The sequence below is a fragment of the Moritella sp. 24 genome (assembly GCF_018219155.1).
In the GTDB taxonomy this organism is placed as follows: domain Bacteria; phylum Pseudomonadota; class Gammaproteobacteria; order Enterobacterales; family Moritellaceae; genus Moritella.
The window spans coordinates 4,492,326-4,507,383 of the sequence record NZ_CP056123.1 but is presented as its reverse complement, the minus strand read 5'-3'; the positions used below and the strand labels follow the sequence as shown (position 1 = coordinate 4,507,383).

Annotated in this window: 13 protein-coding genes; 6 read left to right on the top strand and 7 right to left on the bottom strand. The window is 40.5% G+C overall.

Annotated features, from left to right (window positions below; all coding sequences use genetic code 11):
- Nucleotides 1–39: 39 nt before the first annotated feature.
- Complete coding sequence (locus tag HWV00_RS20190) at nucleotides 40–1,065, bottom strand: alpha/beta fold hydrolase (RefSeq protein WP_211684071.1); 1,026 nt, start codon at nucleotides 1,063–1,065, stop codon at nucleotides 40–42.
- Nucleotides 1,066–1,266: 201 nt separating this feature from the next.
- Here HWV00_RS20190 and HWV00_RS21535 point away from each other — a divergent pair, with 201 nt between their 5' ends.
- A complete protein-coding gene (locus tag HWV00_RS21535; protein WP_255554845.1) occupies nucleotides 1,267–1,392 on the top strand; it encodes a hypothetical protein in 126 nt (41 codons plus the stop codon).
- Nucleotides 1,393–1,470: 78 nt separating this feature from the next.
- Here the strand turns inward: HWV00_RS21535 and hslU are convergent, their stop codons facing one another.
- The 5 genes from hslU to priA all read right to left on the bottom strand — a co-directional run bounded on the left by hslU (nucleotide 1,471) and on the right by priA (nucleotide 8,096).
- Nucleotides 1,471–2,802: an ATP-dependent protease ATPase subunit HslU gene (gene hslU, locus HWV00_RS20185; RefSeq protein ID WP_211684070.1), complete on the bottom strand. Its 1,332-nt coding sequence runs from the start codon at nucleotides 2,800–2,802 to the stop codon at nucleotides 1,471–1,473.
- A 26-nt stretch (nucleotides 2,803–2,828) separates the two neighbouring features.
- Nucleotides 2,829–3,353, bottom strand: a complete 525-nt coding sequence (gene hslV, locus HWV00_RS20180; protein WP_211684069.1) for an ATP-dependent protease subunit HslV — start codon at nucleotides 3,351–3,353, stop codon at nucleotides 2,829–2,831.
- 144 nt (nucleotides 3,354–3,497) lie between these two features.
- Entirely contained in the window at nucleotides 3,498–4,040 is a 543-nt protein-coding gene (locus tag HWV00_RS20175) for an SPOR domain-containing protein (protein ID WP_211684068.1), read from the bottom strand.
- 3 nt (nucleotides 4,041–4,043) lie between these two features.
- Complete coding sequence (gene argS / locus HWV00_RS20170) at nucleotides 4,044–5,798, bottom strand: arginine--tRNA ligase (RefSeq protein WP_211684067.1); 1,755 nt, start codon at nucleotides 5,796–5,798, stop codon at nucleotides 4,044–4,046.
- 96 nt (nucleotides 5,799–5,894) lie between these two features.
- Complete coding sequence (gene priA, locus HWV00_RS20165; protein WP_211684066.1) at nucleotides 5,895–8,096, bottom strand: primosomal protein N'; 2,202 nt, start codon at nucleotides 8,094–8,096, stop codon at nucleotides 5,895–5,897.
- Nucleotides 8,097–8,328: 232 nt separating this feature from the next.
- Here priA and rpmE point away from each other — a divergent pair, with 232 nt between their 5' ends.
- The 3 genes from rpmE to HWV00_RS20150 all read left to right on the top strand — a co-directional run bounded on the left by rpmE (nucleotide 8,329) and on the right by HWV00_RS20150 (nucleotide 10,942).
- The gene (rpmE, locus tag HWV00_RS20160; protein ID WP_211684065.1) at nucleotides 8,329–8,541 is read left to right on the top strand and encodes a 50S ribosomal protein L31; all 213 of its coding nucleotides are present in this window, start codon (nucleotides 8,329–8,331) and stop codon (nucleotides 8,539–8,541) included.
- A gap of 406 nt (nucleotides 8,542–8,947) precedes the next feature.
- Nucleotides 8,948–10,189 (top strand): malic enzyme-like NAD(P)-binding protein, encoded by a 1,242-nt coding sequence (locus HWV00_RS20155; protein WP_211684064.1) that lies wholly within the window; start codon nucleotides 8,948–8,950, stop codon nucleotides 10,187–10,189.
- Nucleotides 10,190–10,294: 105 nt separating this feature from the next.
- A complete protein-coding gene (locus HWV00_RS20150) occupies nucleotides 10,295–10,942 on the top strand; it encodes an RNA-binding S4 domain-containing protein (protein ID WP_211684063.1) in 648 nt (215 codons plus the stop codon).
- Between the two features lie 112 nt (nucleotides 10,943–11,054).
- Here the strand turns inward: HWV00_RS20150 and metJ are convergent, their stop codons facing one another.
- The gene (gene metJ, locus HWV00_RS20145; RefSeq protein ID WP_211684062.1) at nucleotides 11,055–11,381 is read right to left on the bottom strand and encodes a met regulon transcriptional regulator MetJ; all 327 of its coding nucleotides are present in this window, start codon (nucleotides 11,379–11,381) and stop codon (nucleotides 11,055–11,057) included.
- Between the two features lie 177 nt (nucleotides 11,382–11,558).
- Here metJ and HWV00_RS20140 point away from each other — a divergent pair, with 177 nt between their 5' ends.
- Together HWV00_RS20140 and metF are read left to right on the top strand one after the other, a co-directional pair.
- The gene (locus HWV00_RS20140; protein ID WP_211684061.1) at nucleotides 11,559–13,982 is read left to right on the top strand and encodes a bifunctional aspartate kinase/homoserine dehydrogenase II; all 2,424 of its coding nucleotides are present in this window, start codon (nucleotides 11,559–11,561) and stop codon (nucleotides 13,980–13,982) included.
- Between the two features lie 131 nt (nucleotides 13,983–14,113).
- Nucleotides 14,114–15,001, top strand: coding sequence for a methylenetetrahydrofolate reductase (metF, locus tag HWV00_RS20135; protein WP_211684060.1), 888 nt, complete (start codon nucleotides 14,114–14,116; stop codon nucleotides 14,999–15,001).
- Nucleotides 15,002–15,058: the final 57 nt, after the last annotated feature.

The following is a 15,058-nucleotide window of genomic DNA, read 5'->3' as shown; positions in this document are numbered from 1 at the left end:
AATAGTGTGTTTATCGTGATAACTGTCCGTAGTAATGGGCTAATGTTTAGCAAAATAGTGGAGTGCTACAGTTAGCGCCGGGATCCTAAAAATATCCGTTTCTAAGAATAATTCGTGTGCCGCACCAGGAATAAGAACTGGCTGGGCAGGCTGATGTTGATTATGTTTGTGGCTTAATGCACGGCAAAACTGTTGTTGTGCTTCAGCAAGTACCACTTCATCACCACCGGCCTGTAAGATCAGGGTTGGCGTTTTTATATCGCCTGCATAGTGGATTGCTTGACGACAGGCTTTAACACTTTGTTGTAGCCAGTTAATCGTAGGTCCACCCAGTTGGGTTTGTGGATAGAATCCATAGCTACGGCGAAAAATATCAAATCGTAATGGACTTTGTGTTAGTTGATTGTTTTCAAATGGTGAGTGAGAAAAGTCACCTTTACCTGGTGCATAAAATGATTCGGTATGAATGATCTTATTCACGATATGCATAGCTCGACTGTAAACATTCGCAATCGGACGTGGTATTTGACCGAAGTTAATACCAAACATCGGTGATGCTAATACGGCAGCGTCAAAGTCATTATGATAGCTTTGTAAATATAAGCTCGCAATTGCACCGCCCATAGAATGGCTGAGTAGGTATTGCTTACTGTGTTGGCTTGGGCTAATGACCTTATCAATAAAGAATCTTAAATCAGTGACGTAATCACGGAAATGCTCTACATGCCCTTTATGTAGATTTTTAAGTAAACGATCTGACATACCTTGGCCGCGATGATCTAAACAATACACCGAATAGCCTTGTTGGCATAGATCGTAAATAAGCTCTCTAAATTTTTGGTAGGATTCTGAACGTCCGCCTAAAAGTACAATTGCAGGGCCAGTCTCATTTATTACTGCAGAAGCATAGCGTAGCGTTATGTTATCGACGCCTTTTAACGAGCCTTCTACGATCGTTGCATCCCAAAATTGTGAAATCTCATGATGATATTTATCTGCAAGCTGTGATTCTGTAGTTAAATTATATGGGTTATCAAATTCGACACATGGGTATTTAGTGGACATAGGTTGCAGAAGCTTCTTAAGTAATTTTATCTGTGAGAGTTTGTTTCTAGCCTATCATAATTTGGCATAAAAAATTGAGACATCACTGGCTATAAATATATTATTATCAATAATTGTATATTGGTGTTTTAGTAAACCTAGACTAATCTTATTTGGACTGAGAATACTGACCATATTTTTCGAAAATAGGAGAGTGCACCCATGAAACGTTCTAGACTCAAGAAGAAAATAAGTTCGTTAAGACGAACTCGCTGTCATTGGAGTCTGCTTACTGAGAAGTTAAAGCCGATCGATGTAAGCCAAAGTGCACTGCTTCACCGCCGTTAAATTATGGTTTAGTAAAAATAAAGGCGCTATGATAAGCGCCTTTTTGTTTTCTATTTTTTAGTTTTAATGAAAAATAGATTAAAGAATATAACGACTTAGATCTTCGTCTTCTACTAGTTCGTTTAGATATTTACTCACGTAATCACCATCAACAATTAATGTTTCACCTGATTTATCTGAAGCATCGAATGAAATCTCTTCCATTAAACGTTCTAATACAGTGTGTAAACGACGAGCACCGATATTTTCTGTTTTCTCATTAACATTCCATGCCGCATTTGCGATACCGTCAATACCTTCTTGTGTGAAGTTAACATCAACACCTTCGGTTTTAAGCATTGCAATGTATTGTTCTGTTAATGATGCGTTTGGTTCCGTCAGAATACGCACAAAATCTTCTGCTTTAAGGGCATCTAATTCAACACGAATAGGTAGACGGCCTTGTAACTCTGGGATTAAATCTGATGGTTTAGCTACTTGGAAAGCACCTGATGCGATGAATAAGATATGGTCTGTTTTCACCATTCCGTGTTTCGTTGTTACGGTTGAACCTTCAATAAGTGGTAGCAGATCGCGCTGTACACCTTCACGTGATACGCCACCGTCATTTGAATCGCTGCGTTTACAGATCTTATCTATTTCATCAAGGAATACGATGCCGTTATTTTCTACTGCGAAAATTGCTTTTTCTTTTAATTCTTCTGGGTTTACCAGTTTTGCTGCTTCGTCTTCAACAAGCTGTTTTAGGGCTTCTTTCACTTTCATTTTACGTGATTTAGCTGTTGAACCACCAGATAGGTTTTGGAACATGCCTTGTAGCTGATTGGTCATTTCTTCCATGCCCGGAGGCGCCATGATCTCAACACCCATTTGAGGCGCTGCAAGTTCAATATCAATTTCTTTGTCGTCTAATTTACCTTCACGTAGTTTTTTACGGAAGATTTGACGCGTATTATCATTGCTGGCTTTTTCTTCTTCGCCCCAGTTATTACGTGGGTTTGGTAGCAATGCATCAAGTACACGATCTTCAGCATTTTCTTCTGCACGAACATGGTACTTCTTCATTTCTTGTTCACGGGTTAATTTTACCGCTACATCTGTTAAGTCTTTGATTATTTGGTCAACTTCTTTACCCACATAACCAATTTCAGTAAATTTAGTTGCTTCAACTTTAATAAATGGTGCGTTGGCTAATTTAGCTAAACGACGTGCGATTTCTGTTTTACCAACACCAGTTGGACCGATCATCAAAATATTTTTTGGTGATACTTCTTGACGAAGTTCTTGGTCTAACTGCATGCGGCGCCAGCGGTTACGCAGTGCGATTGCTACTGCGCGTTTTGCATTTTGTTGACCGATAATGTGGCGGTCTAATTCAGAAACGATTTCTCTTGGAGTCATTGACGACATAATAAGCTTCCTTTAATTCGGTAAATTTAGTAATCGATAGTTTCAACTGTTTGGAAACCGTTGGTGAATACACAGATATTACCTGCAATAGTCAGGGATTTTTTAGCGATCTCTTCAGCGTCTAATTCAGTATTTTCTAATAATGCCATTGCTGATGCTTGTGCGAAGTTGCCACCTGAACCGATCGCAATAAGATCATTTTCTGGTTGAACAACATCGCCATTACCGGTAATGATGAATGAGCTATTCTTATCCGCTACAGCCAGTAGTGCTTCTAGATTTCGCAACATTTTGTCGGTGCGCCAATCTTTAGCAAGCTCTACAGCGGCACGCTCTAGGTGACCTTGGTGAGCTTGTAATTTTGCTTCAAAACGTTCGATGAGGGTAAATGCGTCAGCTGTACCGCCGGCAAAACCTGCGATAACTTGGCCATTGTACAAACGGCGTACTTTTCTTGCGTTGCCTTTCATTACCGTGTTGCCAAGAGAAACTTGTCCGTCTCCGGCCATTACGACTTTGCCTTCACGGCGTACAGATACAATAGTAGTCACGATAAACTCCACTCTAATTAATTTGAGCGCAGCTGAGTTGGGATTAGCCACGCTTCATTGTGATAGGTAAAAAAAACGCCTCATATGATATGAAGCGATTTCATTACGATATACAAACTAAGGTGGGTATACCTATTTAGTTTTTCAAGGCTTCCACTGCCAAATTTCGCAAGTTGTGACTCCTGCGCGCTTAATTTGGTGGCGTTCTTTTTCTGCGGTACGTTTACGTTCGTAAGGGCCTAAAACAACACGATACCAACTGCCGGTGTGACGAACACTCGCGGTATAACCTTGAAAGGCTATCGTTGCTTTCATCGCTTCAGCTTGTGACTGCTGACGGAATGAACCACATTGCATTTGGTAACGAATTCCCGTGTCTTGTTGGGGCGGTATTTCGACAATGACTTCTTTTTCTTGCAAGTCTTGTGGATATTGCCACACTTCCTTTGGCTTTTCGGGTAATGGTTTTACCGTTAGCTTTTTAGGTTGTGTTTTTTTAACGGGTTCCGGTGCTGATTTTTCTGCTGTGCCACTCACCTGAGCTAAAAAATAGCCAAGGCCAATCGCAAGCAATAAAAATAGCAAGATAGCCAACACCGGACGTTTCTTTTTAGTTGGTGGTGCTTTTTTAGCACCACGCTTCTTTCTAGGCTTTGGGGCGTGCCCCGCGTAATCCTTACGAGCCATAATTTACATGCGTTCCAAAGTTTCAATACCCAGTAAATCTAGGCCTTGTTTAAGTGTTTTAGCAGTTAACTGTGCTAGTTTTAAGCGACTTAGTTTAACGTTTTCGTCTTCAGTGCTTAAAATTGGGCAGGCTTCGTAGAAGCTTGAGAATACGCCAGCCAGTTCAAATAGGTAAGTACATAGCGTGTTTGGTGTTGCACGTTTTGCTACTTGATGAACAATTTCGTTAAACTGAATCAGTTTACCTGCAAGTTCTTGTTCTTTTTCTTCGTTTAGTTGTACTTTTGCAGTTGCTAGTTTTGCAACTGTTTCTGCATCAACTTTATTGAAGATACTACCAACACGTGTGCAAGCGTAAAGTAGGTAAGGTGCTGTATTACCTTCAAAACTTAACATTGAATCGAAGTTGAAGATGTAGTCACTGCTACGGTTTTTAGACAAATCTGCATATTTAACTGATGAGATACCAACAACACGTGCAATGTGTTTTAGTTCTTCTTCAGAAAGGCTTGGGTTTTTCGCTTTAACAAGCGTGTAAGCACGTTCTTCAGCTTCAGTTAATAGATCAACCAGTTTAACAGTACCACCTGAACGCGTTTTGAATGGACGGCCATCTTCACCGTTCATTGTACCAAAACCAAGGTGTTCCAGTGATGTCTCTGGTTTAACGAAACCAGCTTTTTGTACCACTGAGAATACTTGTTGGAAATGCAGTGCTTGGCGTTGATCAACAAAGTACATGATGCGGTTAGCATTTAATTGCTGTTGACGGAAACGCATTGCTGCAAGATCTGTTGTTGCGTAAAGGAAACCGCCACCGTTTTTCTGGATGATAACTGGTAGTGGGTCACCGTCTTTATTCTTAAACTCATCTAAGAATACGCATTTAGCGCCGTTTGATTCTGTTAGTAAACCTTGTGCTTCAAGTTCGTTAACGACGTTGTGTAGGTCGCTGTTGTAGAAGCTTTCGCCACGCACGTCTTCACGTGTTAATTTTACGTTTAGGCGTTTGTAGATGTCATGACAGTGTGCAAGTGACACGTCATTAAACTCTTGCCATAGTTTATTACAGTCTTCATCACCTGATTGCAGCATTACTACCATTTCACGAGCGCGAGTTGCAAAGTCTTCAGATTCGTCGAAACGACCTTTTGCTGCGCGGTAGAATACTTCTAGATCAGAAAGCTGCATGCTGATTTCTGCATTTTCAGCGCGTTTTTCTTCCATGTATGCGAGTAGCATACCGAACTGTGTACCCCAATCACCAACGTGGTTTTGACGAATCACGTTATGACCAAGTAGCTCAAGCGTACGTGCAACTGAATCGCCAATGATTGATGAACGTAAGTGACCTACGTGCATTTCTTTTGCTAGATTTGGTGATGATAAATCAACGACAACATTGTCTGGTGTTGTTGATTTTTGTACTGAAAGGTTTTCGTCTTCAAGTGCAATATCAATCTGTTGTGCTAACCAGTTTTGGTTTAAGAAAATGTTGATAAAACCTGGACCTGCGATTTCAGTGCGACTTACTAAGTCTGATTCAGGCAGGTTATCAATGATTAATTGAGCTAACTCACGCGGATTTTTCTTCGCTGGTTTTGCCATCATCATCGCTAAGTTTGTTGCTAAGTCACCATGAGCTTTATCGCGGGTTCGATCTACAGCGATGCGTGGTTGTGCATCTGCAGGAATAATTTGTTGTTCTTTTAAGATCGTAACTGTCTGCTCTAGCAGCTGTATAATATGCTCTTTCATGGATTCTCTTCGCTAGCAATGATGAAAAATAGATCCAACATTTTAGCGTGATTAGGGGCGTTTGACTAGCTAATCAACGGATAAATGCCGATATCCTTACAACATTTCAGTTGGATCCACGTCTAACGACCAACGGGCTTTGCGTGCAGACTTTAATGCTTCAATTTTGGGCATTATTTGGCGTAATAAATGAGTAATATGTTGACGTTGCGGACTTTGCAGTAAAAGTTGCAAGCGATACTTTCCTGCCCGTTTTTCCATCGGGGCTGGCATCGGTCCTAAACAGAGTAATTGCGGATTGTGATTATGTTCTTGAACGAGCTGTTTGATTTCAACTAAAAAAGCGTTGGCGTCACTGAATTGATGTGCTTCTGCGCGGAACAATGCTTGGAAACTGTAAGGCGGTAGATTTGCCATTGAGCGAGCATGTAATGCTGTTTGAGCAAAGTGGCTGTAACCATTGTTAACTAAGTCTTGAATCAGTTCATGTTCAGGGTGGTGAGTTTGAATTGCAACTTCACCTTGTTTTGCTGCGCGGCCTGCACGACCTGATACTTGTACAAATAATTGTGCCAATTTTTCAGGTGCTCGAAAGTCACTGCTAAATAGCGCGCTATCAACATCAATGAGCCCAACTAAGGTGACATCTGGAAAGTGATGACCTTTTGCGAGCATTTGCGTACCAATTAAGATACGGAACTCTCGTTTACGTACGGCTTCTAACGACTTTTCTAAACTGCCTTTGCGACTCGTGCTATCTCGGTCAATACGAATGATCGGGTATTGAGGGAAATGCGTCGATAGCATAGCTTCTAACTGCTCTGTACCAAAACCTGCGGTCATTATCTCGTTGGAATTACAGCTCGGACAACGACGTGGTTTCGGAAATTGTTCATCGCAATGGTGACAGTGTAAAGTATTGCGTGATTGATGATAGGTATAATATGTATTACAGCGCTGACATTCTGCCATTGAGCCACAGGTATGGCACATAACAGCCGGCGCATAACCACGACGGTTTAAAAATAGTAGGACTTGATTGCCAGCAGCTAAGTGGGTCTCCATCAGCGCCATAAACTCGGCTGATAGCCCACTGTCTAATGATTGGTTTTTAATATCGATAAGATGATGGAGGGGCATTTTGGCATTGCCTGCACGCTGAGTCAGCTGTAGGTGACGATATTTACCCGTCATTGCGTTATGCAATGTTTCCAACGCTGGTGTGGCTGAGCCTAATACTACGGCGATATTATTTCTATGTGCCCTGACAATGGCTAAGTCTCTTGCGTGGTAGCGGAATGTCTCTTGCTGTTTTAATGATCCATCGTGTTCTTCATCAATAATTATTACGCCTAAATCATGCATTGGGGTAAATATTGCAGAACGTGTACCAATAACGATACCAGCGACACCGGCTTGTGCTTCAAGCCAGGCTTCACGCCGCTCAGCATCATTTAAACCAGAGTGTAGGGCGACAATAGGGACGTTGAAACGACGTTTGAAGCGTGAAATGGTTTGTGGCGTCAAACCAATCTCAGGCACGATCACTAATGCTTGCTTACCTGTCTTTAACACCTTTTCAATGACGTTAAGATATACTTCGGTTTTACCACTTCCTGTAACTCCATCAAGCAAATAGGTCGCAAAGCGATGAATATCAATGGCTGCAATATTGATTGCCTGTTCGGTATTTAGAGAGGGACGATTATCACTGACCACGAGATTTTGGCGCCAATGTTGGTCATCGTTGTCTTGAATCTCAATATACTGTTGGTTAATGAACCCTTTTTCTTGCAGCGCTTTAATGGTACTCGATTTTATATTGGCTAATTTTAAATGTGATTGCGTTAAACCTGTTTCAGCCAATAGCTTGATCGTTTGTAGCTGGGCAGGGGTTAAACGGTTGAGTTCTTGTGCCGTCAGTTCATGTGCGTTATCGGTCAGTTCCCAGAATGTGTAGCTGTTTAACTTTGCCGATTCTAACTTTCGTAATAATACCGGTAAAGCTTGTGCGATCACTTCACCAATCGGGTAATGGTAATAATCTGCACACCAACTAAAAAATGCCAGCATCTCTGCTGATAAAATTGCTTTGTCATCGAGAATGTTAATGACAGGTTTTAATTTCGCCAGTGGAAACTCACTGTCATTTTTGGTTGCTAATGCAATGCCGATTAATTGCTTATTCATGAAAGGAACACAGACCCGCATACCAGCCTGAATGTGCATATCTTCAGAATAAATATAATCAAACGTTCTGTTTAAATGGACGGGAACGGCAACGGCAACAACGGGCATGAACTTAACTCTCTTTTACGGCTTAAATCTGTATCTCAGCAAACAGTTTACGGCTGTTAACTAGGTAATGTCTTGATATTTTCTGTTTAATGTTCTAATTGCAGTTTATTTATGCATCAGCTATTGATATTGAGGGGTAAGATCCTATATTATTCGCATCCTAAAAATTCTATAACTTTATGTGGTGTCTGGCAGTGTTTCAGATGGCGACATAACCAAAATTGAGGTTTCTATGAAACAAGGTATCCACCCAGAGTACACAGCTATCGAAGCTAAATGTTCATGCGGTAACGTTTTCACTATGGGTTCTACTCGTGGCAAAAACATCACTCTAGACGTATGTTCAAACTGTCACCCATTCTACACTGGTAAGCAACGTACTGTTGATACTGGCGGTCGTGTTGACAAATTCAACAAGCGTTTTGGCGCTCTTGCTGCAAAATAATAATTGTATTTATACAATTTATTACAGTGAATCAAAAAGGTACCTTAGGGTGCCTTTTTTTATACCTGAAAAATGGTTTGAAACATTTATAAAACGTAGATTTAACCTCTTTGAGTGCATTTGATTAAAAATGTTCTTCTAAAATTATCAAATCATATAAAAATAAACACTTCGTACCAGTGCAAAGGTAGAATAAACAACTTAAATTAATGTAGAATCATGGCAACAATATTATTACCTAGTTTAGCTCAGTATAAAATAAAAGAGAGCTGTGTTAAATTAATGTTAAATGTTTTAATGTTGAATTCGATTATTATTTTTTTCCCCCTACGTTGTTTCTCACGTCTTGTTATTCTTGAATTAAGGCGATGAGTTATGTGCATTCATTTTATTCAGGATATTGCGTATGTCAGACCTCAGACAGCAAGCATTGGATTACCATGCGAACCCTAAACCAGGCAAAATTGCTATTCAACTCACTACGTCGGCAGAAACAGCTGATGATCTTTCTTTAGCATATAGCCCAGGTGTTGCAGAGCCAGTGCGAGAAATTGCAGCTAATCCTGATGATGCTTACAAATATACTGCAAAAGGTAACCTTGTTGCGGTTATCTCAAATGGTACCGCTATTTTAGGCTTAGGTAATTTAGGCCCATTAGCGTCTAAACCTGTGATGGAAGGTAAAGCGTTATTGTTTAAACGTTTTGCTGATATTGATTCGATTGATATTGAAGTTAAGCACCGCACATCAGAAGAATTTATTGATACGGTTGCTAATATTGCCGATACATTCGGTGGTATTAATCTAGAAGATATTAAAGCGCCAGAATGTTTTGAAATTGAAAAAGCACTGATTTCTCGTTGTAAGATCCCTGTATTCCATGATGATCAACATGGTACTGCGATTGTTACTGCCGCGGGTATGATCAATGCGTTAGATGTTCAAGGTAAAGATATCACTGAAGCAGTTATTGTTTGTATGGGCGCGGGTGCTGCGGCAATTGCCTGTATGGAATTATTGATTTCATGTGGTGCACAACGTGAAAAAATCTACATGTTAGATCGTAAAGGTGTGATTCATACTCGCCGCGATGACATTAACGAATATAAGCAGCGTTTTGCGAATAATACTGATAAACGTACATTACAAGATGCAATTAATGGTGCAGACGTATTTGTTGGTGTGTCTGGCCCAAATGTACTATCTGCTGATGATGTTAAGTTAATGGCTGATAACCCTATTATTTTTGCATGTTCAAACCCAGATCCAGAAATCAAACCTGAATTAGCACATGCTGCTCGCCAAGATTTGATCATGGCAACAGGCCGTTCGGATTACCCAAACCAAGTTAATAACGTATTATGTTTCCCGTTTATTTTCCGTGGCGCATTAGACTCGCGTGCGAGTGTGATTAATGAAGCGATGAAAGTAGCTGCGGTACATGCAATCCGTAAAATTGCGAAAGAAGAAGTACCTGAATCAGTATTAATTGCATCAGGCGCAACATCATTGGAATTTGGTAAAGAGTATATTATTCCAAAACCAATGGACCCTCGTTTATTGCCACGTGTTGCACGTGCTGTTGCATTGGCTGCGGTAGAGACGGGCGTATCACGTATCGAACTACCTGAAAATTACATGCTATAAGCAAATAGTATCGTTTTCACAAACGCCAAGGTTTATCCTTGGCGTTTGCATTTCTAGCCTTATACTTGTATAAAGACCCGCTATTTGCTCACATTTAAGGTTCCCATGTCTGAAGAATATGAAATTGAAGTTATCCCTGTTGTTGTTGCTGAAGAACCAATTGAATTATATAAAATTTTAAAAATTGAAAATCTAGCGACATCAGGCAGTGAAGCGAAAAACTATATTGCAGACGGTTATGTGTATGTGAATGGTGAAGTTGAAACACGCAAACGTAAAAAGATTATGTTTGGCGATATCATCGGCTTTAATGGTGAAGCTTTTCAAGTAATGTCAGCGGAAGAGCTTGCTGAATATGATCATGCCGAAGAAGACGAACAGCAAGGTTATGAAGATGATGCTGAATACTTCACTGAAGAAGAGTTTGTTGATCCTGCTGCTCTAGCGTCTGATTCTGTTGCAACATACATGTCAGAAAATGGTCTTACAGAAAGCGACTTCACAGAGCATAATGATGTTGAGCAAGATGTTGCTGACGCTGTAGAACACGAGACTATTGTACCTGTACCTGTACCTGTATCGGTAGCGCCGGCTGCCAAGCCTGTTGTTGAAAGCATTCCTGTTGATACTTGGGAACAGCCTGAAAAGAAGAAAAAGAAAAAATCTGAAGCTAAAGCTAAACAAGTAAAAGCAGTTGAACCGAAATCTGTTGAGAAAAAGAAAAAAGGCCGTGCGGCACCTTTTAGTTTTTAATGACTCTTTAACGAAATAAAATATCTATTGGGTAGGTGAAATGCGTACCCGTTAGATCAAAACAGGCTCCTGATTAGGAGCCTGTTTAATTTGTAACTGTGTATTCTATCGATTAATCATCTGATTCTAAATAATCATCAATATTGATACCGAGTGCAAGCATCTGTGCTTTCGCTTCTGCAGGGATACTATCTGGCTTGTCTTTCGTTAAATCTTCATCTTCAGGTAATGGTTGACCTGTATAAGCATGTAAAAATGCTTCACATAACAATTCACTGTTAGTCGCATGACGTTGATTATTAATCTGACGGCGAGTTCTTTCATCTGTTAGTACTTTTAATACTTTCAAAGGAATTGAAACAGTAATCTTTTTGACCTGCTCACTCTTTTTCCCATGCTCGGCATAGGGGCTAATATACTCGCCATTCCACTTCGTCATTTTTGACCTTTGCGTAAATTATTATTTAATGAATAAGTAATAAGTCTACCTTTGAATTTGATTATTGGCAATCAGTATGTAAAGAGCTCTAGACGTCTATTGACCTTTTGTAGCCGAATGGTGTATGTTTTGAGGTACTGGTAATACACTAATTCTATATTAAGTCTGGGAGAACGCATGGACGCAGTGAAGCGTAGTATTCATAAATTTGGTGGCAGTAGTTTAGCTGATGCTACCTGTTATCGTCGCGTGTTGACGATTATTAGTCAGCACACCAACGCTCGCGATCTTATTGTTGTTTCTGCCGCTGGCAAGACCACGAATCAATTGTTGGAGTTATTACAATTGGCTGAAGATGGTGATCAAGCTGCATCTGATCGCCTTATTGCGACGTGCGAGTACCAAAAAAAACTGATTAAAGAATTGTTAAGTGATGAATTGTGCGAACAGCTCATCGCTGCACTACAAGATGATATTCATACCATTGGTCATCTATTAGAAACAAGTCTTGATCGATATGCTAAAAATCAAATTCTTGCCCATGGTGAAGTGTGGTCTGCACGTTTATTAGCGGCATTATTAAATCAAGCTGAATTGCCAGCCGATGACTTAGACTCCCGCTTATTTTTGACTACTGAATTAGCGGCACAGCCAATTGTTGATGAAACCTTATCTCGACAGAAGCTCACTCATTGTTTAGAGAGTTTAACCGGGCGAGTTGTTGTGACTGGTTTTATTGCTGGTGATAGACAACAGCGTACAGTGACGTTAGGTCGGAATGGTTCTGATTACTCTGCAACATTATTGGCAGCATTAGTCGATGCACATCAAACGACGATTTGGAGTGATGTTGCAGGCGTATTTAGTGCTGATCCTCGTCGCGTAAAAGATGCTGAACTACAAACCAAACTGTCACTTGATGAAGCAGCTGAGCTAGCGCGTTTAGGCTCTCCGGTATTGCATGCTCGTACATTACAACCTGTTGTTGAGAGTCGGCAGCATGTACAGTTACGTTGCAGCTACACTCCTGATGAAGGGTCAACTCAGATTCACCGTCGTTTACCAAAAGGTAAAGGCGCGAAAATTGTCACTTCGATTGATGATCTCCACTTAGTGGATGTGGAGTTTAGTGCTGAGTCTGATTACCAACAAGAATATAATCAGTTAATTATACTGTTAGCACAGCAACAGCTATCACCTATCTGTATTAAACGTCGCCCGACAGATAATCGGGTTCGATTAGGTTATACCGCTGAAATTGTTGAGTTTGCACTGGCTGCATTACAAGAATATAAGCAACAAACAACCAGTGCCGTGACAATTGAGCATGTGAGTGGTTTTTGCATGGTGGCGTTGGTCGGATCGGGTGTCACGGATAATGCCTTACAATCACATCAATTCTATCAATTAATCTCAGAGCACAATCTAACATTTGTACAAACAGGTGAGAACCACTTAAGCATTTGTGCTGTGTTACAGCAAGTGGTGCTAGAGCCTTTATTGAAAGAGTTACATACCGCGTTATTCAAACAGCCTCGACGTATTGGTGTTGTGCTATTTGGAAAAGGGAATATCGGCGCCGGTTGGTTATCCTTGTTCGCAGAACAAATGCATAAAGTGCCTGAACAACAAAATGTAGAACTGTGTTTATGCGGTGTTTATGGTTCGCGAGGCGGGGTATTAGATTTTAACGGTCTGGATGCGACAAGGGTACTAGACACCTTCCAACCTGAACCGTTTGTGTGGGAACAGCTGCTATCTAATTTAGCATTACATCCGTTTGATGAGCTTGTGATTATTGATATTACAGCGAGTGAAGCCGTTAGCTATTATTACCCTGAATTCGCACAACATGGATTCCACCTTATTTCTGCTAATAAATTTGCTGGTGCAGCAAAGAGCGAGTTTTATAACCGTGTTCAGCAAAGTTTTTCTGATAATGAATGTCATTGGTTATATAACGCAACGGTTGGTGCTGGCCTGCCGATTCAATCATCAATGGATATGCTACAGTATAGTGGCGATCAGGTTACTGCCGTAAGCGGTATTTTCTCCGGTACCCTGTCTTGGTTATTCCAGCAATATGATGGTGAGGTTGGGTTTTCGCAGTTAGTGGAGCAGGCGTGGCAACAAGGTTTAACTGAGCCAGATCCGCGTGAAGACTTATCAGGAAAAGATGTACAACGTAAATTGCTTATCTTGAGCCGTGAAGCCGGTTATGAGATGGAGTTGAGTGATATAAAGCTAGAGTCATTGGTATCTGAAGAGTTAATGAGTTTTAAGGTGGATGAGTTTTTAGAGCATTGTGAAGATTTAGACGCCAAAATATTACGCATGTTTAACAAGGCTAAAAAACAAGGGTTGGTATTGCGTTATGTGGCGAGATTCAGTCATAAAGCCGGTGCTCAAGTTGGCTTGGAGTTCTTAGAGCCTACTCACCCATTTGCAAACCTATTACCTTGCGATAATATCTTTTCTATAAACAGTCATTGGTATCGCCATAACCCATTAGTCATTCAAGGTCCAGGTGCTGGTAAAGACGTGACAGCTGGGGCAATCCAGTCTGATCTATTCCAATTGTGTAAATTATTTTCTCGTTAATTTATCGATTTAGTCAGTATGCACATAATTCATGTTTAAGATGAATTATGTGCGTTGACTTTATTAGGTAAAGTTGTGATTATTAAGACGTACAGAGCTATGGACGTCTAAACATCTTAAGGGAATAACGTATGAGTTTTCACAACGCACAAAATATTGAAGTATTGAATCAAAGTGTTTCTGAATTGGGACGTGATATTAACGTTTCATTTGAATTTTTCCCGCCAAACTCACCAGCAATGACGTCTACTCTGTGGGAGTCTATTAATCGTTTAAAATCGTTAGACCCTAAATTTGTCTCTGTGACTTACGGTGCTAATTCTGGTACGCGTGATCGTACACATGATATTATTAAGCAGATTAAACATGAGACTGGCCTTATTGCTGCGCCACACCTTACTTGCATCGATGCAAACCGCCAAGAGCTGAAGCAGATTGCATCAGATTATTGGGATAACGGTATTCGCAATATTGTCGCGTTGCGTGGTGACTTACCACCGGGTTTGAATCAACCTGATATGTATGCTGCTGACTTAGTGGCTTTATTGAAAGAAGTGAATGATTTTGATATTTCGGTTGCGGCTTATCCTGAAGTTCATCCTGAAGCAAAAAATGCCCAAGCAGATTTATTAGCGCTTAAAGATAAAATTGATGCGGGTGCTGATCGCGCCATTTCCCAATTCTTTTTTGATACCGAGAGCTTTTTACGCTTTCGTGACCGCTGTGCCGCAGTTGGTATAGATAAAGAAATCGTACCGGGGATCTTACCGGTATCTAATTATAAAACCTTATGTAAGTTTTCAAAATTGACCAATGTAAAAGTGCCTAATTGGATGCACAGTCAGTTCGAAGGTTTAGATAATGATCAGGCTACTCGTAATTTAGTTGGCGCAAGTATTGCGATTGATCAAGTGAAAGTGTTATCGCGAGAAGGAGTGAAGGACTTTCATTTCTATACGTTAAACCGTGCTGATTTAACGTATGCAATCTGCCATACATTAGGTGTTAGACCAAAATAATATCGACGTATAATTCGTTACGACAAGTATTTCAGAATCAAAAATGCCGACATGATG

Excerpts from the sequence above, each read along its gene's own strand:
- hslU (WP_211684070.1), bottom strand. The coding sequence starts at position 2,802 with ATGTCGTCAATGACTCCAAGAGAAATCGTTTCTGAATTAGACCGCCAC.
- argS (WP_211684067.1), bottom strand. The coding sequence starts at position 5,798 with ATGAAAGAGCATATTATACAGCTGCTAGAGCAGACAGTTACGATCTTA.
- HWV00_RS20155 (WP_211684064.1), top strand. The coding sequence starts at position 8,948 with ATGTCAGACCTCAGACAGCAAGCATTGGATTACCATGCGAACCCTAAA.
- metF (WP_211684060.1), top strand. The coding sequence starts at position 14,114 with ATGAGTTTTCACAACGCACAAAATATTGAAGTATTGAATCAAAGTGTT.
- HWV00_RS20190 (WP_211684071.1), bottom strand. The coding sequence starts at position 1,065 with ATGTCCACTAAATACCCATGTGTCGAATTTGATAACCCATATAATTTA.
- HWV00_RS20140 (WP_211684061.1), top strand. The coding sequence starts at position 11,559 with ATGGACGCAGTGAAGCGTAGTATTCATAAATTTGGTGGCAGTAGTTTA.
- HWV00_RS20175 (WP_211684068.1), bottom strand. The coding sequence starts at position 4,040 with ATGGCTCGTAAGGATTACGCGGGGCACGCCCCAAAGCCTAGAAAGAAG.
- HWV00_RS21535 (WP_255554845.1), top strand. The coding sequence starts at position 1,267 with ATGAAACGTTCTAGACTCAAGAAGAAAATAAGTTCGTTAAGACGAACT.
- priA (WP_211684066.1), bottom strand. The coding sequence starts at position 8,096 with ATGCCCGTTGTTGCCGTTGCCGTTCCCGTCCATTTAAACAGAACGTTT.
- rpmE (WP_211684065.1), top strand. The coding sequence starts at position 8,329 with ATGAAACAAGGTATCCACCCAGAGTACACAGCTATCGAAGCTAAATGT.
- metJ (WP_211684062.1), bottom strand. The coding sequence starts at position 11,381 with ATGACGAAGTGGAATGGCGAGTATATTAGCCCCTATGCCGAGCATGGG.
- HWV00_RS20150 (WP_211684063.1), top strand. The coding sequence starts at position 10,295 with ATGTCTGAAGAATATGAAATTGAAGTTATCCCTGTTGTTGTTGCTGAA.